At 45.9% G+C, this 18,356-nt stretch carries 18 protein-coding genes; 10 read left to right on the forward strand and 8 right to left on the reverse strand.

Features of this window, described 5'->3' with window-relative positions; all coding sequences use genetic code 11:
- Window positions 1-7 precede the first annotated feature (7 nt).
- The 6 genes from lptD to apaH all read left to right on the forward strand — a co-directional run bounded on the left by lptD (window position 8) and on the right by apaH (window position 6,768).
- Complete coding sequence (gene lptD, locus KJB05_RS16195; protein ID WP_045482159.1) at window positions 8-2,353, forward strand: LPS assembly protein LptD; 2,346 nt, start codon at window positions 8-10, stop codon at window positions 2,351-2,353.
- 60 nt (window positions 2,354-2,413) lie between these two features.
- Window positions 2,414-3,697, forward strand: a complete 1,284-nt coding sequence (surA, locus tag KJB05_RS16200; protein WP_005437385.1) for a peptidylprolyl isomerase SurA — start codon at window positions 2,414-2,416, stop codon at window positions 3,695-3,697.
- The gene (pdxA, locus tag KJB05_RS16205; RefSeq protein ID WP_038893913.1) at window positions 3,687-4,685 is read left to right on the forward strand and encodes a 4-hydroxythreonine-4-phosphate dehydrogenase PdxA; all 999 of its coding nucleotides are present in this window, start codon (window positions 3,687-3,689) and stop codon (window positions 4,683-4,685) included. Before surA ends, pdxA begins: the two co-directional genes overlap by 11 nt.
- Entirely contained in the window at window positions 4,682-5,491 is an 810-nt protein-coding gene (gene rsmA / locus KJB05_RS16210) for a 16S rRNA (adenine(1518)-N(6)/adenine(1519)-N(6))-dimethyltransferase RsmA (protein ID WP_009707797.1), read from the forward strand. Before pdxA ends, rsmA begins: the two co-directional genes overlap by 4 nt.
- Window positions 5,492-5,568: 77 nt before the next feature.
- Complete coding sequence (apaG, locus tag KJB05_RS16215) at window positions 5,569-5,949, forward strand: Co2+/Mg2+ efflux protein ApaG (protein ID WP_045416471.1); 381 nt, start codon at window positions 5,569-5,571, stop codon at window positions 5,947-5,949.
- A 12-nt stretch (window positions 5,950-5,961) separates the two neighbouring features.
- A complete protein-coding gene (gene apaH / locus KJB05_RS16220; RefSeq protein ID WP_208444332.1) occupies window positions 5,962-6,768 on the forward strand; it encodes a bis(5'-nucleosyl)-tetraphosphatase (symmetrical) ApaH in 807 nt (268 codons plus the stop codon).
- Window positions 6,769-6,835: 67 nt separating this feature from the next.
- On the opposite strand, the gene folA is transcribed toward apaH, so the two are convergent.
- The 6 genes from folA to rplU form a co-directional block, all read right to left on the reverse strand.
- Window positions 6,836-7,315: a type 3 dihydrofolate reductase gene (gene folA, locus KJB05_RS16225; protein ID WP_038893911.1), complete on the reverse strand. Its 480-nt coding sequence runs from the start codon at window positions 7,313-7,315 to the stop codon at window positions 6,836-6,838.
- 9 nt (window positions 7,316-7,324) lie between these two features.
- Entirely contained in the window at window positions 7,325-7,798 is a 474-nt protein-coding gene (locus KJB05_RS16230; protein ID WP_005437379.1) for a threonine/serine exporter family protein, read from the reverse strand.
- The gene (locus tag KJB05_RS16235; protein ID WP_005437378.1) at window positions 7,798-8,598 is read right to left on the reverse strand and encodes a threonine/serine exporter family protein; all 801 of its coding nucleotides are present in this window, start codon (window positions 8,596-8,598) and stop codon (window positions 7,798-7,800) included. The genes KJB05_RS16230 and KJB05_RS16235 overlap by 1 nt, the downstream gene beginning before the upstream one ends.
- 116 nt (window positions 8,599-8,714) lie before the next feature.
- Window positions 8,715-9,890, reverse strand: coding sequence for an Obg family GTPase CgtA (cgtA, locus tag KJB05_RS16240; RefSeq protein ID WP_005437377.1), 1,176 nt, complete (start codon window positions 9,888-9,890; stop codon window positions 8,715-8,717).
- A 211-nt stretch (window positions 9,891-10,101) separates the two neighbouring features.
- Window positions 10,102-10,359, reverse strand: coding sequence for a 50S ribosomal protein L27 (rpmA, locus tag KJB05_RS16245; RefSeq protein WP_005383095.1), 258 nt, complete (start codon window positions 10,357-10,359; stop codon window positions 10,102-10,104).
- A 20-nt stretch (window positions 10,360-10,379) separates the two neighbouring features.
- Window positions 10,380-10,691 carry a 50S ribosomal protein L21 gene (gene rplU / locus KJB05_RS16250; RefSeq protein WP_005437376.1) on the reverse strand — a complete coding sequence of 104 codons (312 nt, stop codon included), beginning with the start codon at window positions 10,689-10,691 and terminating at the stop codon, window positions 10,380-10,382.
- A 257-nt stretch (window positions 10,692-10,948) separates the two neighbouring features.
- On the opposite strand from rplU, the gene ispB reads away from it, so the two are divergent.
- Window positions 10,949-11,920: an octaprenyl diphosphate synthase gene (ispB, locus tag KJB05_RS16255; RefSeq protein WP_005437375.1), complete on the forward strand. Its 972-nt coding sequence runs from the start codon at window positions 10,949-10,951 to the stop codon at window positions 11,918-11,920.
- A gap of 82 nt (window positions 11,921-12,002) precedes the next feature.
- Here ispB and KJB05_RS16260 read toward each other — a convergent pair whose 3' ends face one another.
- Entirely contained in the window at window positions 12,003-12,194 is a 192-nt protein-coding gene (locus tag KJB05_RS16260) for a hypothetical protein (protein WP_020196546.1), read from the reverse strand.
- Window positions 12,195-12,327: 133 nt separating this feature from the next.
- Complete coding sequence (mdh, locus tag KJB05_RS16265) at window positions 12,328-13,263, reverse strand: malate dehydrogenase (protein ID WP_208444333.1); 936 nt, start codon at window positions 13,261-13,263, stop codon at window positions 12,328-12,330.
- Window positions 13,264-13,621: 358 nt separating this feature from the next.
- Between mdh and argR the strand changes: the two genes are divergently transcribed.
- The 3 genes from argR (at window position 13,622) to KJB05_RS16280 (ending at window position 18,320) form a co-directional block, all read left to right on the forward strand.
- Window positions 13,622-14,092 (forward strand): transcriptional regulator ArgR, encoded by a 471-nt coding sequence (gene argR / locus KJB05_RS16270; protein ID WP_005430583.1) that lies wholly within the window; start codon window positions 13,622-13,624, stop codon window positions 14,090-14,092.
- A 384-nt stretch (window positions 14,093-14,476) separates the two neighbouring features.
- Window positions 14,477-15,445, forward strand: a complete 969-nt coding sequence (locus KJB05_RS16275; RefSeq protein WP_208444334.1) for a TAXI family TRAP transporter solute-binding subunit — start codon at window positions 14,477-14,479, stop codon at window positions 15,443-15,445.
- Window positions 15,446-15,740: 295 nt separating this feature from the next.
- Window positions 15,741-18,320 (forward strand): TRAP transporter permease, encoded by a 2,580-nt coding sequence (locus KJB05_RS16280; RefSeq protein WP_199482561.1) that lies wholly within the window; start codon window positions 15,741-15,743, stop codon window positions 18,318-18,320.
- The last annotated feature ends 36 nt before the right edge of the window (window positions 18,321-18,356 follow it).

An 18,356-nucleotide genomic window follows, 5' to 3' on the forward strand; every position in this document is an offset into this window, starting at 1 on the left:
CAATTCAATGCAACATTTCTCCCGCACATGTTTAGCGGCCTCTATCAGCACCGCCTTGTTTGTACCCACCACTCAAGCTGAAGCGAATATCAATGATAGTGTGCAGGAAATGCCCACCACAGATCAATGTTTGGTCGAAACAAGTGGTGAGGAGGACGCGCTTAACTCCGAAGTCGTAGTACAAGCAGACCGCTTACAAGCCATCAATGGTGACAAAGCTCAGTACTCTGGCAACGTAGAAGTCACGCAAGGTCCGAAGAAAATCACCGCGGATAGCGTAACGCTTCACCAACAAGACAATGTTGTTGTCGCTGAAGGTAACGTAACCTTCAACGATGGCAAAGTAAAAGCACGCTCAGATCGCGTCACCAACGACATTAATCAAGATACTTTCTCGCTAGAAAACACCGATTACCAATTCCTCTGCCAACAAGGTCGCGGTACAGCTGCGTACATTGCACGCACGGGCCAATCTGTTTACGAACTAGAAGATGGTTCCATTACCTCTTGCCCACAAGGTGATAACTCTTGGCGGTTAGTGGCATCAGGAATCGATGTTGACCAAGACGAAGAAACCGCAACTCTGCACCACCCTCGTTTTGAGGTGTTGGATGTGCCAGTGTTCTACGTACCTTATTTGACCATGCCAATTGGCGATACGCGTAAAACAGGTTTCCTCTTCCCTTCTATGTCGTACGGTTCAAGCGATGGTATGGAAGTTGAAATTCCGTTCTACTGGAACATCGCCCCTCAATACGACATGACGATTACGCCTCTGTACATGCAAAAGCGTGGTACTAAGCTAGATACTGACTTCCGATACTTAACCAATGGTTGGGGTGACGGTGAGCTCAAAGGCGAATACATGGGCAGCGATAAACGTTACCAAGACGAATCGCGCTGGGGTTACCAATTCAAACATGATGGTATTATCAATAAACAATGGGTTGTCAGTCTTGATTACTCCAAGGTAAGTGATATCGACTACTTCCGAGACCTCGACTCTGACATTGGTAACCGCGAAGATGGTCAATTGCTACAAGAAGGCGAAGTTCAATACCGTTCTGACTTCTGGGATGCGTCACTGCGGGTACGTGATTTCCAAATCCTACTCCAAGAAGACAACCAACCATATCGCTTGCTTCCCCAGCTCGATCTTAACTACTACACGCCGCTTTGGGGTAACTACGTTAACTTCGATGTGAAGAGCCAAGTGAGCCGCTTCGACACCGATGACGCTGCAAAACCAAACGCAACTCGTGTTCACGTCGAACCAGGTATTACGATCCCACTATCAAACTCATGGGCAGATTGGACGACTGAAGCACGCATCTTATCGACGTACTACTCTCAAGACCTTACTGGCCTGACTGATACCGACTTGCGCAACACACTGGATGAAAACGTGTCACGTGTGATCCCAGAGTTCCGCACGCACGCTCGTATGTACTTAGAGCGTGATACTAGCTGGATCGAAGGTTACACACAGACGTTAGAACCACAGTTACAGTACTTGTATGTTCCTGATGAAGATCAGAGCAACATTTACAACTACGATACCACCTTGCTGCAAACCGACTATTACGGCCTATTCCGCAGTCGCAAATACAGTGGCATCGATAAAATTGCTTCAGCAAACCAGTTAAGCTACGGTGCAAGTACTCGCTTTTTCGATGATGACTACAAAGAGCGCTTGAACGTCTCGTTTGGCCAGATCTATTACTTTGATAAGAAGACTAAGATCAGTAACAACCCAAGCTTGCCGGATGAAACATCAAACTACTCATCGTGGGCGGTTGAGACTGACTTCAACTACAACGATTACCTGTTCTACCACGGCGGTATCCAGTACGACATCGACTTGAGCTCGATGCAGCTCGCAAACAGCACGTTGGAATACCAATTTAATGGTGGCTTTATTCAAGGTAACTACCGTTATGTAACGCGTGAATACATTGAAGATACGATCATTGTCGAAAACCTAGATACGATCACTCGTAAAGGTATTTCACAAGCAGGTATCGTGGCGGCATACGAGTTCAACCCGAACTGGTCTGCAAGTGGCCAGTACTACTACGATCTGAATGAAAACATTGATATGGAATGGCTTGCTAGCGTTCGTTACCAATCAGATTGTTGGTACTTTGGTCTGACTTACTCGAACCAACTACTGGGTTGGGATGACAGAGCAATCGGCAGTGATGGTGCATCACCAGAATACGAAAACAACATCAGTGTGAACTTCGGTATTCAAGGCTTTGCAACCAACCAACGCGCAGATTCGGCCGCGAAAGAGCTTGATGGCTCGGACAACGCGATTAAATACGGTCGTCCATTCTATTTGAACAATTAATTGAATTAAGCGTCTTACCTATAACAAGACGCTTAAACACCATTACTGACGGAATTTTTAATGAAAATTTGGAAATCACTCTTATTCACCACCCTACTATCTTGTGGTGTAACAGCAGCGCCAGTAGAGCTTGATAAGGTTGCAGTCATCGTTAACGATGGTGTAATTCTACAAAGCGACATCAATACCGCGATGAAAACGCTGCAAGCTAATGCTCGCCAAAGTGGCAAGAGTCTCCCTTCAGCAAGTGTGCTGAAAGACCAAGTGGTAGAGAAACTGATCATCGACACATTGCAAGGCCAAGAAGCGGAGCGTATCGGTGTTCGTATTGATGACAACCGCCTGAACCAAGCGATCGCAGAAATTGCTCGCAACAACAATCAAAGCGTGGAGCAACTAGCTGCGTCTGTTCAAGCAGAAGGTCTCAGCTACCCAGAATTCCGTGAGCAGATTCGTAAAGAAATTGCGGCTTCTGAAGCTCGTAATGCACTAGTTCGTCGTCGTATCAACATTTTGCCAGCGGAAGTCGATAGCCTTGCCGACCAATTAGCGACCGAAACTAACGCTACAGTTCAATACAAGATTGGCCACATCCAACTTCGTTTCTCTGACGATAAAGACAAGTCAGAAGTCGAAGCAGAAGCCAATGCATTGGTTAAGAAACTAAAAGACGGTGCAGACTTCTCTGAAATGGCATACACCTACTCAAAAGGTCCTAAAGCACTACAAGGTGGTGATTGGGGTTGGATGCGTAAAGAGGAAATGCCAACCATCTTTGCTGACCAGATTAAGATGCAAAACAAAGGCAGCATCATTGGTCCATTCCGCAGCGGCATCGGCTTCCACATCCTAAAAGTAGAAGATGTGAAAGGTCTTGAGACCGTAGCGGTAACAGAGGTAAATGCTCGCCACATTCTGATCAAACCAACCGTTATCTTGAGTGACGAAGGTGCCCAGAAAGAGCTAAACGAGTTCATTCGTCGCATCAAAGCAGGTGAAGCAACCTTTGCTCAACTGGCAACACAGTACAGCCAAGATCCTGGTTCAGCGGCTCAAAATGGTGAGCTAGGTTACCAAACACCTGATTTGTACGTACCAGAATTTAAGCACCAAGTAGAAACGCTGCCTGTAGGCTCAATCAGTGAACCTTTCAAAACGGTACACGGTTGGCACATTGTTGAAGTTCTAGACCGTCGCCAAGTCGACCGTACAGACTCAGCAATGAAGAACAAAGCTTACCGAATTCTATTTAACCGTAAGTTTAATGAAGAAGCTGGCGCATGGATGCAAGAGCTACGCGCAAGCGCATTCGTTGAAATCGTGGATGACAATGATGGCAACTAATTCGATTCGCAGAATCGTCGTAACCGCAGGGGAACCTGCGGGTATCGGCCCGGATTTGGTACTGGCTCTGTCTAAGGAAGACTGGGCTCACCAGATTGTCGTCTGCGCAGACAAGAATATGCTGTTGGAACGTGCCAACTTGCTTGGCATTGATGTTCAACTGACTGATTACAATCCAGAAGAAACGCCAAAGGCACAAAAAGCAGGCACCTTGATCGTTGACCATATCGAAATGGCAGAAAATGTCATCGCGGGTCAACTCAATGAAGCCAACGGCCACTACGTGTTAAAAACACTAGAAAGAGCCGCTTTGGGCTGTATGAATGATGAATTTGATGCTATTGTCACCGGCCCTGTACATAAGGGGGTGATCAATCGCTCTGGTGTTGCGTTCAGTGGGCATACTGAATTCTTCGCCGAGAAGTCCAACACACCGTTGGTCGTGATGATGCTAGCCACCGAAGGGCTGCGAGTTGCTCTAGTAACAACGCATATTCCTTTGGCTTACGTATCTAAAGCCGTCACGGAAGAGCGATTAGAAAAAATCATCGATATTCTTCATAAAGATCTTGTAGAAAAATTTGCCATCTCCCAACCAAACATCTATGTTTGCGGGCTAAATCCACATGCGGGAGAAGATGGCTGTTTGGGTCGCGAAGAGATCGAGACCATCACTCCGACATTGGAAAAGATTCGACAAGAAAAAGGAATCAATCTGATCGGTCCATTACCGGCAGACACCATTTTCAATGAAAAGTATTTAAACGATGCTGATGCTGTTTTAGGCATGTACCACGATCAAGTATTGCCAGTTTTAAAATACAAAGGCTTTGGTCGTTCAGTAAACATTACTCTTGGTCTACCTTTTATTAGAACATCGGTGGATCACGGTACTGCATTAGAACTGGCAGGGACAGGTCAAGCGGATACAGGGAGCTTCCGAACAGCGCTCACGCATGCGATAGAATTGGTAGAGAAGAAACAATGAGAAATGATGTCCATTTAGGACACAAAGCGCGTAAACGTTTTGGTCAAAACTTCCTGAACGACCCATACATTATTGATGGCATCGTATCAGCAATTAACCCAAGACCAGGGCAAAACCTGGTTGAAATCGGCCCTGGTCTAGGTGCAATCACCGAGCCTGTTGGTCGCGAAGTCGATAAGTTCACGGTTATCGAATTGGACCGTGACCTAGCAGAACGTCTACGTAACCACCCTGAATTGGCAGACAAACTTACGATTCATGAAGGCGATGCAATGCGCTTTGACTTCACGCAGTTAGTGAAGCCAAACAACAAGCTACGTATCTTCGGTAACTTGCCATACAACATCTCTACACCATTGATGTTCCACCTATTTGAATTCCATAAAGACATTCAAGACATGCACTTTATGCTTCAAAAAGAAGTGGTAAATCGCTTAGCTGCAGGTCCTGGTAGCAAAGCATACGGCCGTCTAACCGTAATGGCACAGTACTACTGTAAAGTGGTTCCAGTACTAGAAGTACCGCCAACGGCATTTGTTCCGCCACCGAAAGTAGACTCTGCCGTAGTACGCTTGGTTCCTTACGAAGAACTGCCACACCCAGCAAAAGATCTACGTTTGTTGGAGCGTGTATGTCGCGAAGGTTTTAACCAACGCCGTAAGACTGTACGTAACTGCTACAAGTCGCTATTGAGTACTGAAGTACTTGAAGAACTGGGTATCAACCCTAGCATGCGTCCAGAGAACCTAACGCTACAACAATTCGTCGCCATGGCGAACTGGCTCGCGGACAACCCGCAGCAATAAAGAACTCAAACGATAAGCCAAACCCTTGCCGGTTTGGCTTATTATTATTGGGATACAACGTTTCTCGAGGAGTGCACATGGACGTCATTCAACCTTGCATCAAAATCCAAGTTCATACCAAATACATTGAAGAACAGTCCAACCCAGAACTGCAGCGATACGTCTTCGCTTATATCATCACAATAAAAAACCTCAGCCAACAAACTGTCCAATTAATTAGCCGTCGTTGGTTAATCACCGATTCAAACGGTAAACAAATGACGGTCGAAGGTGAAGGTGTGGTTGGTCAACAGCCTTTTATTCCGGGCAACGACGAATACACTTACAGCAGCGGAACTGCGCTTGAGACACCGGTTGGCGTTATGCAAGGACACTACATGTTGTTGGATGAAAAAGGACAGCAGTTTATCACCGAGATTGATCCATTCCGTTTAGCGGTTCCAAACGTCTTAAATTAATCAGGAGATTCAGTGGCAACTTATATTGTTGGTGATATTCAGGGCTGTTTTGATGAACTTCAGCAGTTACTAGAACAGGTTAATTTCTCTTCACAACACGACCAACTTTGGCTAGCCGGAGATCTCGTCGCTCGCGGACCTAAATCTCTAGAAACATTACGTTTTGTAAAGTCTCTTGGTGACAGTGCCAAAGTGGTACTTGGTAATCATGACTTACACCTTATGGCGGTGTCGCACGGACTGAAAAAAGTCAAAGACAAGGACAAGACGGCACCTATTTTTTCAGCTCCAGATAAACAAGAGCTGCTTACTTGGTTGGCTCAGCAACCTCTTATGGCCGAACATGACGAGTTCGTTATGTGCCACGCTGGTATCTCTCCATTGTGGGATCTTGATACTGCAAGATCGTGCGCACGTGAAGTTGAAAGCATCATACAAAGTAAAGAGCTACCTTGGTTGCTAGAAAACATGTACAGCAACCAACCCGATCTTTGGGATGAGTCCTTATCGGGTCTCGATCGTTATCGCTACACCATCAATGCGTTTACTCGCATGCGTTTTTGCTTTACTGATGGTCGCTTAGATATGGATTGTAAACTGCCACCGCAAGAAGTATCTGAAGATGAGCTTGTACCTTGGTTTAAGCTGCCACAACGAGTCCCACTAGAAAAAGCAGTGCTATTTGGGCACTGGGCAGCACTACAAGGTCATATCGATGAAAGCATTATTGGTCTTGATACTGGCTGCGTTTGGGGTGGTTCACTCACCATGATTCGTTGGGAAGACAAGCAAGTCTTCACTCAAGAAGCACTCAGTTAACGGCTCTGATTGCCTGACGAGAAAACAAAAAGCACCGCATTTGCGGTGCTTTTCTCATTCTATCCGATTACTTTTCTAGGACAGTAAAGCGCATGTTATAAGCGTTTTTCTCATCCGCTTGGTATGCTTCAGAGTACGTTTCTTTGAACTCAATTCCCCAATCTGGGAACTGAGTATCTCCATCAATTTCAGCTTCAATATGAGTAACATACAGCTTGTTAGCCATGGGAAGGCACGCAGCATAAATCGCCCCGCCACCAATGATCATGACTTCTTCTACTTCACCAGCAACCTCAAGTGCTTGCTCAATTGATGTGACCGTCGTAACACCTTCAATGGAAAGTGAAGCATCACGGCTGATGACAATATTCAAACGACCAGGTAATGGACGCCCAATAGACTCATAGGTCTTACGCCCCATAACAACTGGTTTGCCCATGGTGCAACGCTTAAACCATGCAAAATCGGCAGGAAGGTGCCAAGGCATCTGGTTGTCTTTACCGATGATTCGGTTGTCTGCCATCGCGGCAATCATGCTGATGATCATATTGGATCCTTATACTATGGGTCTGCGGCGATAGAATAACAGCCCCGGAACCGCCAAGCCAACCGCTAAGCCAGCAATAATAAACATCGCCTTAAGAAAGTTTTCCATGCACGTCGCAATAAGCTCAGGTGAGTAACCTAAGTGGTTTATCTCCACCATGGCGATCATGGCCTTATATGCGAATACACCCGGAACCATAGGAATCAGAGCAGCCACAGTGAAGACTTTAGGGTGAGCAAGAAAACGATGGGACCAATGCACACCGATCAAACCGACTAGCGTCGCTGCAAAAAACGTTGCCCATTCAATTGGCAAGCCAAAGTGCATCATTAGGTAACGACTGCCATGACCAATCGCACCACCTACCGCGCAGTACTTGAGTGCTTTCTGCGGCACATTAAACACCATAGCAAAACCAACGGCAGGAATAGCGGCGAAGAACATATCGTTCAACAGCCCTAAGATGAGTTCAAATACGCTCATTAGCTCATCCACCCCCAAATCCCCGTTACTTCCATTGCCGCAACAATACCGAGACAAGTCGCTAAGGTTAATAAGCTCGCCATGGTAAATCGCGCAATGCCCATATTGATATGACCTTTCAGCATATCAGCAACCGAGTTAATCAATGGGAAACCAGGTACTAGCATCAACACCGATGATGCCATCGCAACAGTTGGCAGGTTGCCAATGTCAAAAATCACCGCTTGAGCAGAGATTAGGGTGGTCACAAACGCTGTGACAGCGAAGTTGAGAAGAGGGTTAAAGTGGCGGTGGCCAATTTCTTGTCGAACGGTCATGCCGCCTGCGGAAGCAAGAAACGTCATGACAAACACACCTAAATCTCCACCCGCTAAATGACTGAAGGCCGCACAAGAAAGGCCGATCATGAACACCACCAACCAACGGTTATAGCGCTCAGGGCTAATGGTATTGAGTTTCTTCTGCGCCATTCTCACATCGAGTAAGCCGCGCTCCATCATGATACAAATTCGTTGGATCTGGGTGATCACTCGCATGTTGATCCCGCGATCGGCGCAACTTCTGGTCGTTGTAATGCAATGATCGTCTTTGACTGTCGTGACAACCAAAGCATTCGCAGATAATGCCACTGCCACTTCGCTGACACCACAGGCAATACCGATGCGCTGCATGATGTCACTCACAAGCGTACTTTCTGCCCCGTGGGCTAAGAGCATTTGCCCTGCTTGGGCAACGAGCCGAGAAATGGCCCTTTGGTTGGATGCCGTCGTTGCACAAGACGGTATAACTTCCGATGTCATAAATACTTCCTAAGTCCGTTAAGCTCATTATTGTGCCGCAAATCACATCGTCTAAACATGATTTAGATACAAAAAAAGCCGCAATAAACATTGCGGCTTAATGAATTAGCTAGCGATTAGTCGCGGACGTAAACAACGTGACCGTCGTCTTCTTCATCGTCCCAATCATCCCAATCGTCGTCATCTTCTTCAGTGATAACGTCTTTACCAGCGATTGCGTCTTTATGGTAATCATCCCACATGAAGTTTACTTTATCTTCTTCAGCAACTTCTTCCTCTTCACGAGGTAGGTTTTCCATAAAGTCAGCGAGCTTGTAGCAAAGCTCTTTTGTACCATTACGGTTGATCGCTGAGATCTTAAAGAACTCGTCTTCCCAACCTAGCGCGTCCAAGATCTCTTGGATCTTTTCATTCGCTTCTTCTTCTGGCATCAGATCCGTTTTGTTGAAGACTAGCCAACGAGGTTTACCTGCTAGTTTCTCACTATACTGCTCTAGTTCATCAATGATGGTTAGGGCATTTTGAATTGGATCTGACTGATCGATAGGCATGATATCAATCATGTGTAGCAATACGCGGCAACGCTCTAGGTGCTTAAGGAAGCGAATACCTAGACCAGCACCGTCAGCTGCGCCTTCGATTAGACCAGGGATGTCTGCAACCACAAAGCTCTTCTCAGGAACCACACTCACCACACCCAAGCTTGGGATTAGCGTTGTAAATGGGTAATCTGCTACTTTTGGTTTTGCTGCTGATACTGCGCGGATAAAGGTTGATTTACCTGCGTTAGGTAGACCAAGCATACCAACGTCAGCCAATAGCAATAGCTCTAGACGGATTTCACGGATTTCACCTTTAGTACCTAGCGTTCTCTGACGAGGCGCACGGTTTACTGAAGATTTAAAACGCGTGTTACCAAGACCGTGCCAGCCGCCTTTTGCGACCATCACTTTCTTACCGTGTTCTGCTACTTCTGCAACGATTTCGTTAGTGTGGATATCAACCGCGCGAGTACCTACTGGTACGCGAAGTGTGATGTCTTTACCACGTTTACCAGTACAGTTACCGCCGCGACCGTTTTCACCGCGTTCTGCTTCGTAAAAGCGTTGGAAACGGTAATCGATCAGGGTATTTAGGTTTTCATCGGCTTGGATGTATACATCACCACCATCACCACCGTCGCCACCATCTGGGCCACCTTTAGTGATGAATTTTTCACGCCAGAAACTTACAACGCCGCTACCGCCGTCACCAGCCTGAACTTTTACTACCGCTTCATCTACGAACTTCATCTTTTACTCCGACTACTTCGTGCGTGGATTAAATCTGATTTGCCATCAAACAATTTTAGCAGATGACAGATCTAAGCTCCCAGATTCCAACCGCCCAGGGATAAAACGAGAAACTTGAATATGTCGACTGCTACAAATAAAAAACCCCGCCGAATCGGCAGGGCTTTTGAATTCAGCTATAAAGCTTTAGTAATTAACCTAAAAGGTAAAATTACTCAGCTTCGATGCTTACAAACTTACGGTTCTTAGGACCTTTAACCTCGAACTTCACCTTACCTTCAGTAAGAGCGAATAGAGTGTGGTCTTTACCGATACCTACGTTGTTACCAGCGTGGAACTTAGTACCACGTTGACGAACGATGATGTTACCTGCAAGAACAGATTCACCACCGAAACGTTTAACACCTAGACGTTTGCTTTCTGAATCGCGGCCGTTACGAGTAGAACCACCAGCTTTTTTGTGTGCCATTGTTAAACTCTCCTAATAGATTAAGCGTTGATACCAGTGATCTTCACTTCAGTGAACCACTGACGGTGACCCTGTTGCTTACGAGAGTGCTTACGACGACGGAACTTAACGATTTTAACTTTATCGCCACGACCGTGTTGTACTACTTCAGCAACAACTTTGCCGCCCTCTACAAGAGGAGCGCCAACTTGGATTTCTTCGCCGTTAGCAACAAGAAGAACTTTATCAAATTCAACAGTTGCGCCCGTTTCAACGTCTAATTTCTCTAAACGAAGAGTTTGACCTTCGCTTACACGGTGTTGTTTACCACCAGATTGGAAAACAGCGTACATATTTTACTCCGCTTTTTCCGCACAGCCTTTTCATGAGGGTGTGCGCTAAACTAATCATCAATAGGGCGCAGATTCTACAGAAGAGATGCCCCTATGACAAGCCATATTTTGAAAAAATTGGCGAAAAGCTAATCGCCAAAGAAAAGTGCGGCAATCATGCCCTTTAGTAATGTATTAATCAACGTTTTTTAGTGTATTATTCGCCAATTATATAAATCGAATAAGCCTTGCAGGGTCTAACTTCAGCCGGATATACGATGGATTTTAAAACTATCCAAGCGCTTACTGCCGATGACATGGCAAAAGTGAATGAAACAATTCAAGCCCAACTAAATTCTGATGTCTCTTTAATCAACCAACTCGGTTTCTATATCGTGAGTGGTGGAGGCAAACGCTTAAGACCACTTCTGGCGATATTGTCAGCACGTGCTCTTGGTTACCAAGGTAACGGCCATACAATGGCAGCTGCGTTTATTGAGTTCATCCATACGGCAACCTTGTTGCACGATGATGTGGTAGACGAATCAGACATGCGCCGTGGTAAAGCGACAGCAAACGCTGCGTTTGGTAATGCCGCTAGCGTGTTAGTTGGGGACTTTATTTATACTCGCTCATTCCAAATGATGACTGAGCTAGGATCAATGAAGATCCTTAAACTGATGAGCGACGCAGTTAATGTGATCGCAGAGGGTGAGGTTCAGCAGTTGATGAACTGTAATGATCCTGACACGACAGAAGAAAGCTACATGCAGGTCATCTACTCTAAGACCGCACGTTTGTTTGAATCCGCTACACAGATTGGTGCGATTCTTAACGATGCGCCGGAAGAAGTAGAAGTGGCATTCCAGAATTACGGTAAATATTTGGGCACAGCATTCCAACTGATCGACGACGTGATGGATTACACGTCTGACGGTGAGGATATGGGTAAGAATGTTGGTGATGATTTGGCTGAAGGCAAACCAACGCTTCCTCTACTTCATGCAATGCGCAATACCACGCCAGAGAATGCGCAGATGATTCGTGAAGCGATTGAGAAGGCCAATGGCATGGATCGACTAGAAGACATTCTAGCGGTAATGCAGGAAGCTGGTTCGCTAGAATACACCACGCAAAAGGCGATGGATGAAGCAGACAAAGCAATTGCAGAACTCGCAATCCTTCCAGAATCTGATTACAAGCAAGCGCTGATTACTCTAGCCCACATGGCAGTTAAGCGTACCAGCTAAGCTAGTAAAAGAAGACCCTGATGAAAAAAGGAAGAGTGTTGCTCTTCCTTTTCATTATGTTTGGCGCTCAAGCGATGATTCGTTAGTAATAACGGTCACAACTGTCGTGAAGCTGTGGATTGTCTTCTATTTCATCGAAGCTAACTGCGAGCTGCTCTTCTGAACCTTGCTTAGCAAGCAGCACTGTCTCTGCCTCTTGGTCGATGACTAAAATCGTACCGACACCTTGCTGACACTCAACGACCATACCTTTACGGATTCGATTTGCTTCCATCACCCTCTCCTTCACAAAGTTACCCAATTCAGACTCTGTTACGCGAGATAAGGTGAAAGGATCAAAAAAGCCGATCATCAGATCGGCTTTTCATTTAAATTGTCTTCTTTATATAACGAATATAAAAAGACGCTTATTTCGCAAATTCAACACCAATGTTGATATCGCCATTTAGTGTTTCTAGCATGCCATCTAATGCTGACTTCTCGTAGTCGCTTAGCGCACCGTAGCTTAGAACTTCTTCTACGCCGTCTTTACCTAATTTCACAGGTTGTGCGAAGTATGGTGCATGTTCGCTGCCACCGTCTACGTAAGCACACTCCACTACGCCGTCTTCACCTTGAAGAGCACGTACTAGCGCTAAGCCAAAGCGACATGCAGCTTGGCCCATAGATAGAGTTGCACTACCGCCACCCGCTTTCGCTTCTACTACTTCTGTACCCGCATTCTGGATACGTTTCGTTAGCGCTTCAACTTCTTCAGCAGTAAACTCAACACCTTCTACTTGAGATAGAAGAGGAAGAATTGTCACACCAGAGTGGCCACCGATAACAGGAACGCGAACATCACCTGGATCTTTGTCTTTTAGTTCAGCCACGAAGGTTTCTGAGCGGATAACGTCCAGCGTTGTTACACCAAACAGTTTGCGCTTGTCGTAAACGCCTGCTTTTTTCAACACTTCAGCAGCGATTGGCACAGTTGTATTCACTGGGTTAGTGATGATACCAACACATGCTGTTGGACATACAACTGCGATCTTTTCTGCTAGCGACTTAACAATGCCAGCGTTTACGTTGAACAGATCCGCGCGATCCATACCAGGTTTACGAGCCACACCAGCTGAAATTAGAACGACATCCGCACCTTCAAGTGCAGGTGTTGGATCTTCGCCAGCGTAACCTTTAATAGAAACCGGAGTTGGGATGTGGCTAAGATCTGCAGCCACACCAGGAGTTACTGGAGCAATATCGTATAGGGCTAAATCTGAACCTGCAGGAAGACGGTTCTTAAGTAGAAGGGCCAGAGCTTGACCGATGCCGCCAGCGGCACCAATAACGGCTACTTTCATGTAGTTCTCCTTGAGAGTATTTCTCTTATAAACGTATTCGTAGGGTATTTTGTAACCAGCTGAAACAAAGCTATCGGAATCACAACTTGATTACAATCAATTAACGCCAGCTTTGCGACCTCGCGCAACTCGCTGTTACCGTGCTACAAACAAAGGCTTGATTATTCGTTTATTCTGTTGAAATGACAAGAAATTCAGTGCAATAAATAGGTCAACAATTTCATACTTAAAGAACCCTATCCTGTTTAGGGTTTACAGTGATGGAATTAACATAATGTCGTGACTTTTTGGCACTGCATGAATATCTATGCGAGAATATGCAAAATTGCTGACCCTTGATAAGAGAATCATAACGACTATGCGCAATTCAGAAAAACAAGATAACTTAGTTCGCGCTTTTAAAGCCTTATTAAAAGAAGAGAGCTTTGGCTCACAGGGTGAGATCGTTGATGCACTAAAACAACAAGGTTTTGAAAGCATCAACCAATCCAAAGTTTCTCGCATGTTGACTAAGTTTGGTGCCGTACGTACACGTAACGCAAAAATGGAAATGGTTTACTGCCTACCAGCAGAGTTAGGCGTACCAACAGTTAGCAGCTCTTTGCGTGAACTGGTGTTAGATATCGACCATAATGCAGCTCTTGTCGTTATCCACACCGGCCCAGGTGCCGCTCAGTTGATTGCTCGCCTACTGGACTCATTAGGCAAATCAGAAGGCATCTTAGGTGTGGTTGCTGGTGATGACACCATCTTCATTACCCCGACAATGCCAGTTTCTACAGAACAATTGTTCAAATCTGTGTGTGAGCTTTTCGAGTACACAGGCTAAGTAACTGTTTGTGGGCTATGAAATTAGTTGAGTTTTGTAGCCCATGAAAAATGTAAATTTTTTGATTTTTTAGCTTGTTTTTTACCCATCCCATTTGTGATTTACATCACGCTATTGGTTTTTTTAATACCCTCGCCAACATGCAAGATAAGTAATTGTTCTAAAAAGAATTAGTCTACGAATTTATCCCCACACACCAACGCACACTTTAGACTTATTCGCTATAGTTTTTAACAATCGGATAATTTTCTGCCAATTTTTTGTTATGATTCGCTCGCTTTTTCAAACGATTGGATTGGAAAAGATGCCGTTTCCAAATAGGAAACTCCTGAAGTAATTTTTGGTTATTTCCGGGTTAATAATGAATATAAGGAAGGGAAATTCATGGCATTTAACAAACTTCTTAAAGTAGGCGCTATCGCTGCAGCAGTTATGGGCGCAGGCGCAGTTAACGCTCAAGAGTTTATTACTATCGGTACTGGCTCTGTTACAGGTGTTTACTACCCTACTGGTGGTGCTATTTGTAAATTGGTGAACAAAGGTCGTAAAGATCACAACATCCGTTGTTCAGTAGAATCGACTGGTGGCTCAATTTACAACGTCAACACAATCCGTGCTGGCGAGCTAGACTTTGGTATCGTGCAATCGGATTGGCAGTACCATGGCTACAACGGTACGAGTAAGTTTGCTGAACAAGGCCCGTACAAAAAACTACGTGCAATGTTCTCTCTTCATACCGAACCTTTTAACATCATCGCACGTGCAGATTCTGGCATCGAAAACGTTCAAGACCTTAAAGGTAAGCGTGTAAACATCGGTAACCCTGGTTCTGGTGACCGCGCGACAATGGGCGTAGTGATGGACGCTATGGGCTGGACTAACGACAGCTTTAAACTTGCATCAGAACTAAAAGGTTCAGAACGTTCTCAAGCACTATGTGATAACAAGATCGACGCGTTTATCTACATGGTTGGTCACCCGAACGGTTCAATCAAAGAAGCAACAACCTCTTGTGATGCGAAGCTAGTTCCAGCAACTGGTCCAGAAATCGAGAAGATCGTTGCTGATAACCCTTACTACGCATTCAGCTCAGTTCCAGCTGGCATGTACCGTGGTACAGACAAAGACGTAAACAGCTTTGGTGTTGCGGCAACAATGGTAACGACTTCTGATGTTTCAGATGACGTGGCTTACAACGTTGCAAAATCGGTATTCGAAAACTTCGATACCTTCAAGCGTCTACACCCTGCATTTGCAAACCTGAAGAAAGAAGACATGGTGAAAGCTGGCCTTTCAATCCCTCTTCACCCAGGTGCAGAGAAATACTACAAAGAAGTAGGCCTGCTTAAGTAAGCAACTACTAACTTCAAGCTCAGACAGAAAAGGATGGTTTTCTGTCTGATTGAGTATGCTGGTCGAGCACCTTCAACCAGCATACTTTGTTCAATTTTGCCGATTTCTCCCGGAAGTCGCGCTCACACACCTAAGAAAAAGAAAACGCACTTTTCCATACCTATGTATCAATGGGTTGAAGGATTGTAGCGATTCACTCGAAAGCAAACTTCGCTCTATTCACTACACTGTTATAGCGAAGCGCGGTTCTCGATACACAATACAGACAGGACCATCAATAATAAGGAAAAAGTACATGGCGACGAACAACACTCCGTCACAAGATGTGCAAGAGATGGTGGCTCAGGCAGATACAGGTGCGCGTAGCCCAATGGGCATGCAAGGTCGAATCTTATGGTTCGTTCCGCTGTGCTGGTCGCTATTTCAATTATGGTATGCCTCTCCGCTACCATTTATTTTTAATTTTGGCGTACTCAACGACACTGAAGCGCGAGCAATTCATCTAACTTTTGCCACTTTTCTCGCTTTCACTGCTTACCCAGCAATGAAGAACTCTCCGCGTGATCGTATCCCACTCATCGACTGGGTATTAGCACTCGCGGGTAGCTTTGCTGCGGCTTACATTTATATTTTCTATACCGAGCTAGCAGGACGTTCCGGAGCACCTACGACGGTGGATATCGTCGTTTCGGTTACTGGTATGGTATTGCTACTTGAAGCAACCCGCCGTGCATTAGGTCCACCGCTCATGGTGGTCGCAGCGGTATTCTTAACTTACACCTTTGCTGGCCCATATATGCCAGACGTCATTGCCCATAAAGGGGCTAGTTTAAACAAAGCGATGTCGCATCTATGGTTAACGACAGAGGGTGTATTTGGTGTTGCACTTGGCGTATCAACGTCTTTTGTATTCTTGTTCGTACTCTTCGGTGCGATGCTTGAACGTGCTGGGGCTGGTGCTTACTTCATTAAAGTGGCTTTCTCATTGCTTGGTCATATGAAGGGCGGTCCTGCAAAAGCGGCAGTTGTTGCATCTGGTCTATCGGGTTTGGTTTCTGGCTCATCGATTGCCAACGTAGTAACCACGGGTACCTTTACCATTCCATTGATGAAGCGAGTTGGTTTCCCTGGCACAAAAGCCGGTGCGGTAGAAGTTGCAGCTTCAACTAACGGTCAGCTTACACCACCGATCATGGGTGCAGCGGCCTTCCTAATGGTGGAGTACGTTGGTATCTCTTACGTAGAAGTAATTAAAGCGGCCCTACTTCCTGCGCTTATTTCCTACATCGCTCTGATTTACATTGTCCACCTTGAAGCATGTAAAGCCGGTATGACTGGCCTTCCTCGTCGCCACAACCCAACCATGCTACAAAGCCTGTTGTCATTTACTGGCACCATCCTCGGCTTGTGCGTGATTAGTGCTTTGGTTTACTACGGTGTGGGTTGGACGAAAGATGTCTTCGGTGATGCAGCAACACCAATCGTAACTGTAGCACTACTGATTGCTTACATCGGCCTGGTGAAAATTTCAGCCAACCACGCCAAAGACGGCGCAATTGAAATTGATGCAGAACTCACAGAAGTTCCTGACCCAGGTCCGACGATTAAATCTGGCCTGCACTATCTGCTACCAATCGTTGTGCTGGTTTGGTGTTTAACCGTTGAGCGCTTCTCTCCGGGTCTATCGGCATTCTGGGCAACCGTGTTCATGATCTTTATCTTGCTAACCCAACGCCCATTGATTGCTTTGCTATCCAAACAAGGTGACTTGGTTGAGCAAACGAAAGATGGCTTTGTTGACCTAGCAGAGAGCTTAGTATCTGGTGCGCGCAACATGATCGGTATCGGTGTGGCAACGGCTGCGGCCGGTACGGTTGTTGGTGTAGTAACACTAACCGGTATTGGTCTGGTGATGACAGACTTCGTCGAGTTCATCTCTGGCGGCAGCATTATCCTAATGTTGTTGTTTACTGCAGTGATCAGCTTGATCCTTGGTATGGGTCTGCCAACGACAGCAAACTACATCGTGGTATCAACTCTGATGGCTCCAGTTATCGTAACTCTGGGTGCAGCTCATGGCTTGATCATCCCATTGATTGCGGTGCACTTGTTCGTGTTCTATTTCGGTATTCTAGCTGATGATACTCCTCCGGTAGGTTTGGCAGCCTTTGCGGCGGCAGCTATTGCTAAATCCGACCCAATTCGAACGGGTATCCAAGGCTTTACCTACGATATCCGAACCGCAATTCTGCCATTCATGTTCGTCTTCAACACCCAGCTATTGTTGATGGGTATCGACAGTTGGTGGCACCTTGCTCTTACCGTGATCTCCTCAATCATTGCGATGTTGATCTTCTCAGCAGCCACGCAAGGTTGGTGGTTCACACGTAATAAGTGGTGGGAAACCATCTTGTTGCTTGTACTGACATTCTCTTTCTTCCGTCCAGGATTCTGGTGGGACATGATCTACCCTGCAAAAGTTCTTTCCCCTGGGGTTGAGATAGCTCAAATCACTGAAGGGCTAAATGTAGGAGAATCCATTGAGCTACGAGTCGCAGGTGAAAACCTAGAAGGTGACTACGTAGAGAAAACGGTACGTCTTCCGTTCGAAGATAAAGCTAAAACTGCAGAAGAGCGCATCTCTTCTATGGGTCTAATGCTAACCGAGAACGACGGCAAAATGATCGTAGACATGGTCGAGTTTGGTAGTCCGGCAGAATCGTCTGGCGTCGACTTCGACTGGGAGATCAAATGGATTGTTCAAGACGCAGAGCGCCCAATGAAAGAATGGGTATTTGTGCCTTGCTTAATGATCTTGCTGGTACTTGCCATGAACCAAAAACGTCGTGCTCGTAGGGAACAGTTGAGCGCATAACCGATTAGGCCCCGAGGACAAAGGGGCCATGATGAG

Origin of the sequence: Vibrio sp. B1ASS3 (assembly GCF_905175355.1) — a bacterium.
GTDB classification, from domain to species: domain Bacteria; phylum Pseudomonadota; class Gammaproteobacteria; order Enterobacterales; family Vibrionaceae; genus Vibrio; species Vibrio owensii.

Bases quoted from the DNA above. Each gene is read 5' to 3' on its own strand.
- KJB05_RS16280 (WP_199482561.1), top strand. From the start codon at position 15,741: ATGGCGACGAACAACACTCCGTCACAAGATGTGCAAGAGATGGTGGCT.
- rplU (WP_005437376.1), bottom strand. From the start codon at position 10,691: ATGTACGCTGTTTTCCAATCTGGTGGTAAACAACACCGTGTAAGCGAA.
- KJB05_RS16235 (WP_005437378.1), bottom strand. From the start codon at position 8,598: ATGACATCGGAAGTTATACCGTCTTGTGCAACGACGGCATCCAACCAA.
- pdxA (WP_038893913.1), top strand. From the start codon at position 3,687: ATGGCAACTAATTCGATTCGCAGAATCGTCGTAACCGCAGGGGAACCT.
- surA (WP_005437385.1), top strand. From the start codon at position 2,414: ATGAAAATTTGGAAATCACTCTTATTCACCACCCTACTATCTTGTGGT.
- rpmA (WP_005383095.1), bottom strand. From the start codon at position 10,359: ATGGCACACAAAAAAGCTGGTGGTTCTACTCGTAACGGCCGCGATTCA.
- KJB05_RS16230 (WP_005437379.1), bottom strand. From the start codon at position 7,798: ATGAGCGTATTTGAACTCATCTTAGGGCTGTTGAACGATATGTTCTTC.
- cgtA (WP_005437377.1), bottom strand. From the start codon at position 9,890: ATGAAGTTCGTAGATGAAGCGGTAGTAAAAGTTCAGGCTGGTGACGGC.
- rsmA (WP_009707797.1), top strand. From the start codon at position 4,682: ATGAGAAATGATGTCCATTTAGGACACAAAGCGCGTAAACGTTTTGGT.
- folA (WP_038893911.1), bottom strand. From the start codon at position 7,315: ATGATCATCAGCATGATTGCCGCGATGGCAGACAACCGAATCATCGGT.
- KJB05_RS16260 (WP_020196546.1), bottom strand. From the start codon at position 12,194: ATGGAAGCAAATCGAATCCGTAAAGGTATGGTCGTTGAGTGTCAGCAA.
- KJB05_RS16275 (WP_208444334.1), top strand. From the start codon at position 14,477: ATGGCATTTAACAAACTTCTTAAAGTAGGCGCTATCGCTGCAGCAGTT.
- apaG (WP_045416471.1), top strand. From the start codon at position 5,569: ATGGACGTCATTCAACCTTGCATCAAAATCCAAGTTCATACCAAATAC.
- argR (WP_005430583.1), top strand. From the start codon at position 13,622: ATGCGCAATTCAGAAAAACAAGATAACTTAGTTCGCGCTTTTAAAGCC.
- mdh (WP_208444333.1), bottom strand. From the start codon at position 13,263: ATGAAAGTAGCCGTTATTGGTGCCGCTGGCGGCATCGGTCAAGCTCTG.
- lptD (WP_045482159.1), top strand. From the start codon at position 8: ATGCAACATTTCTCCCGCACATGTTTAGCGGCCTCTATCAGCACCGCC.
- ispB (WP_005437375.1), top strand. From the start codon at position 10,949: ATGGATTTTAAAACTATCCAAGCGCTTACTGCCGATGACATGGCAAAA.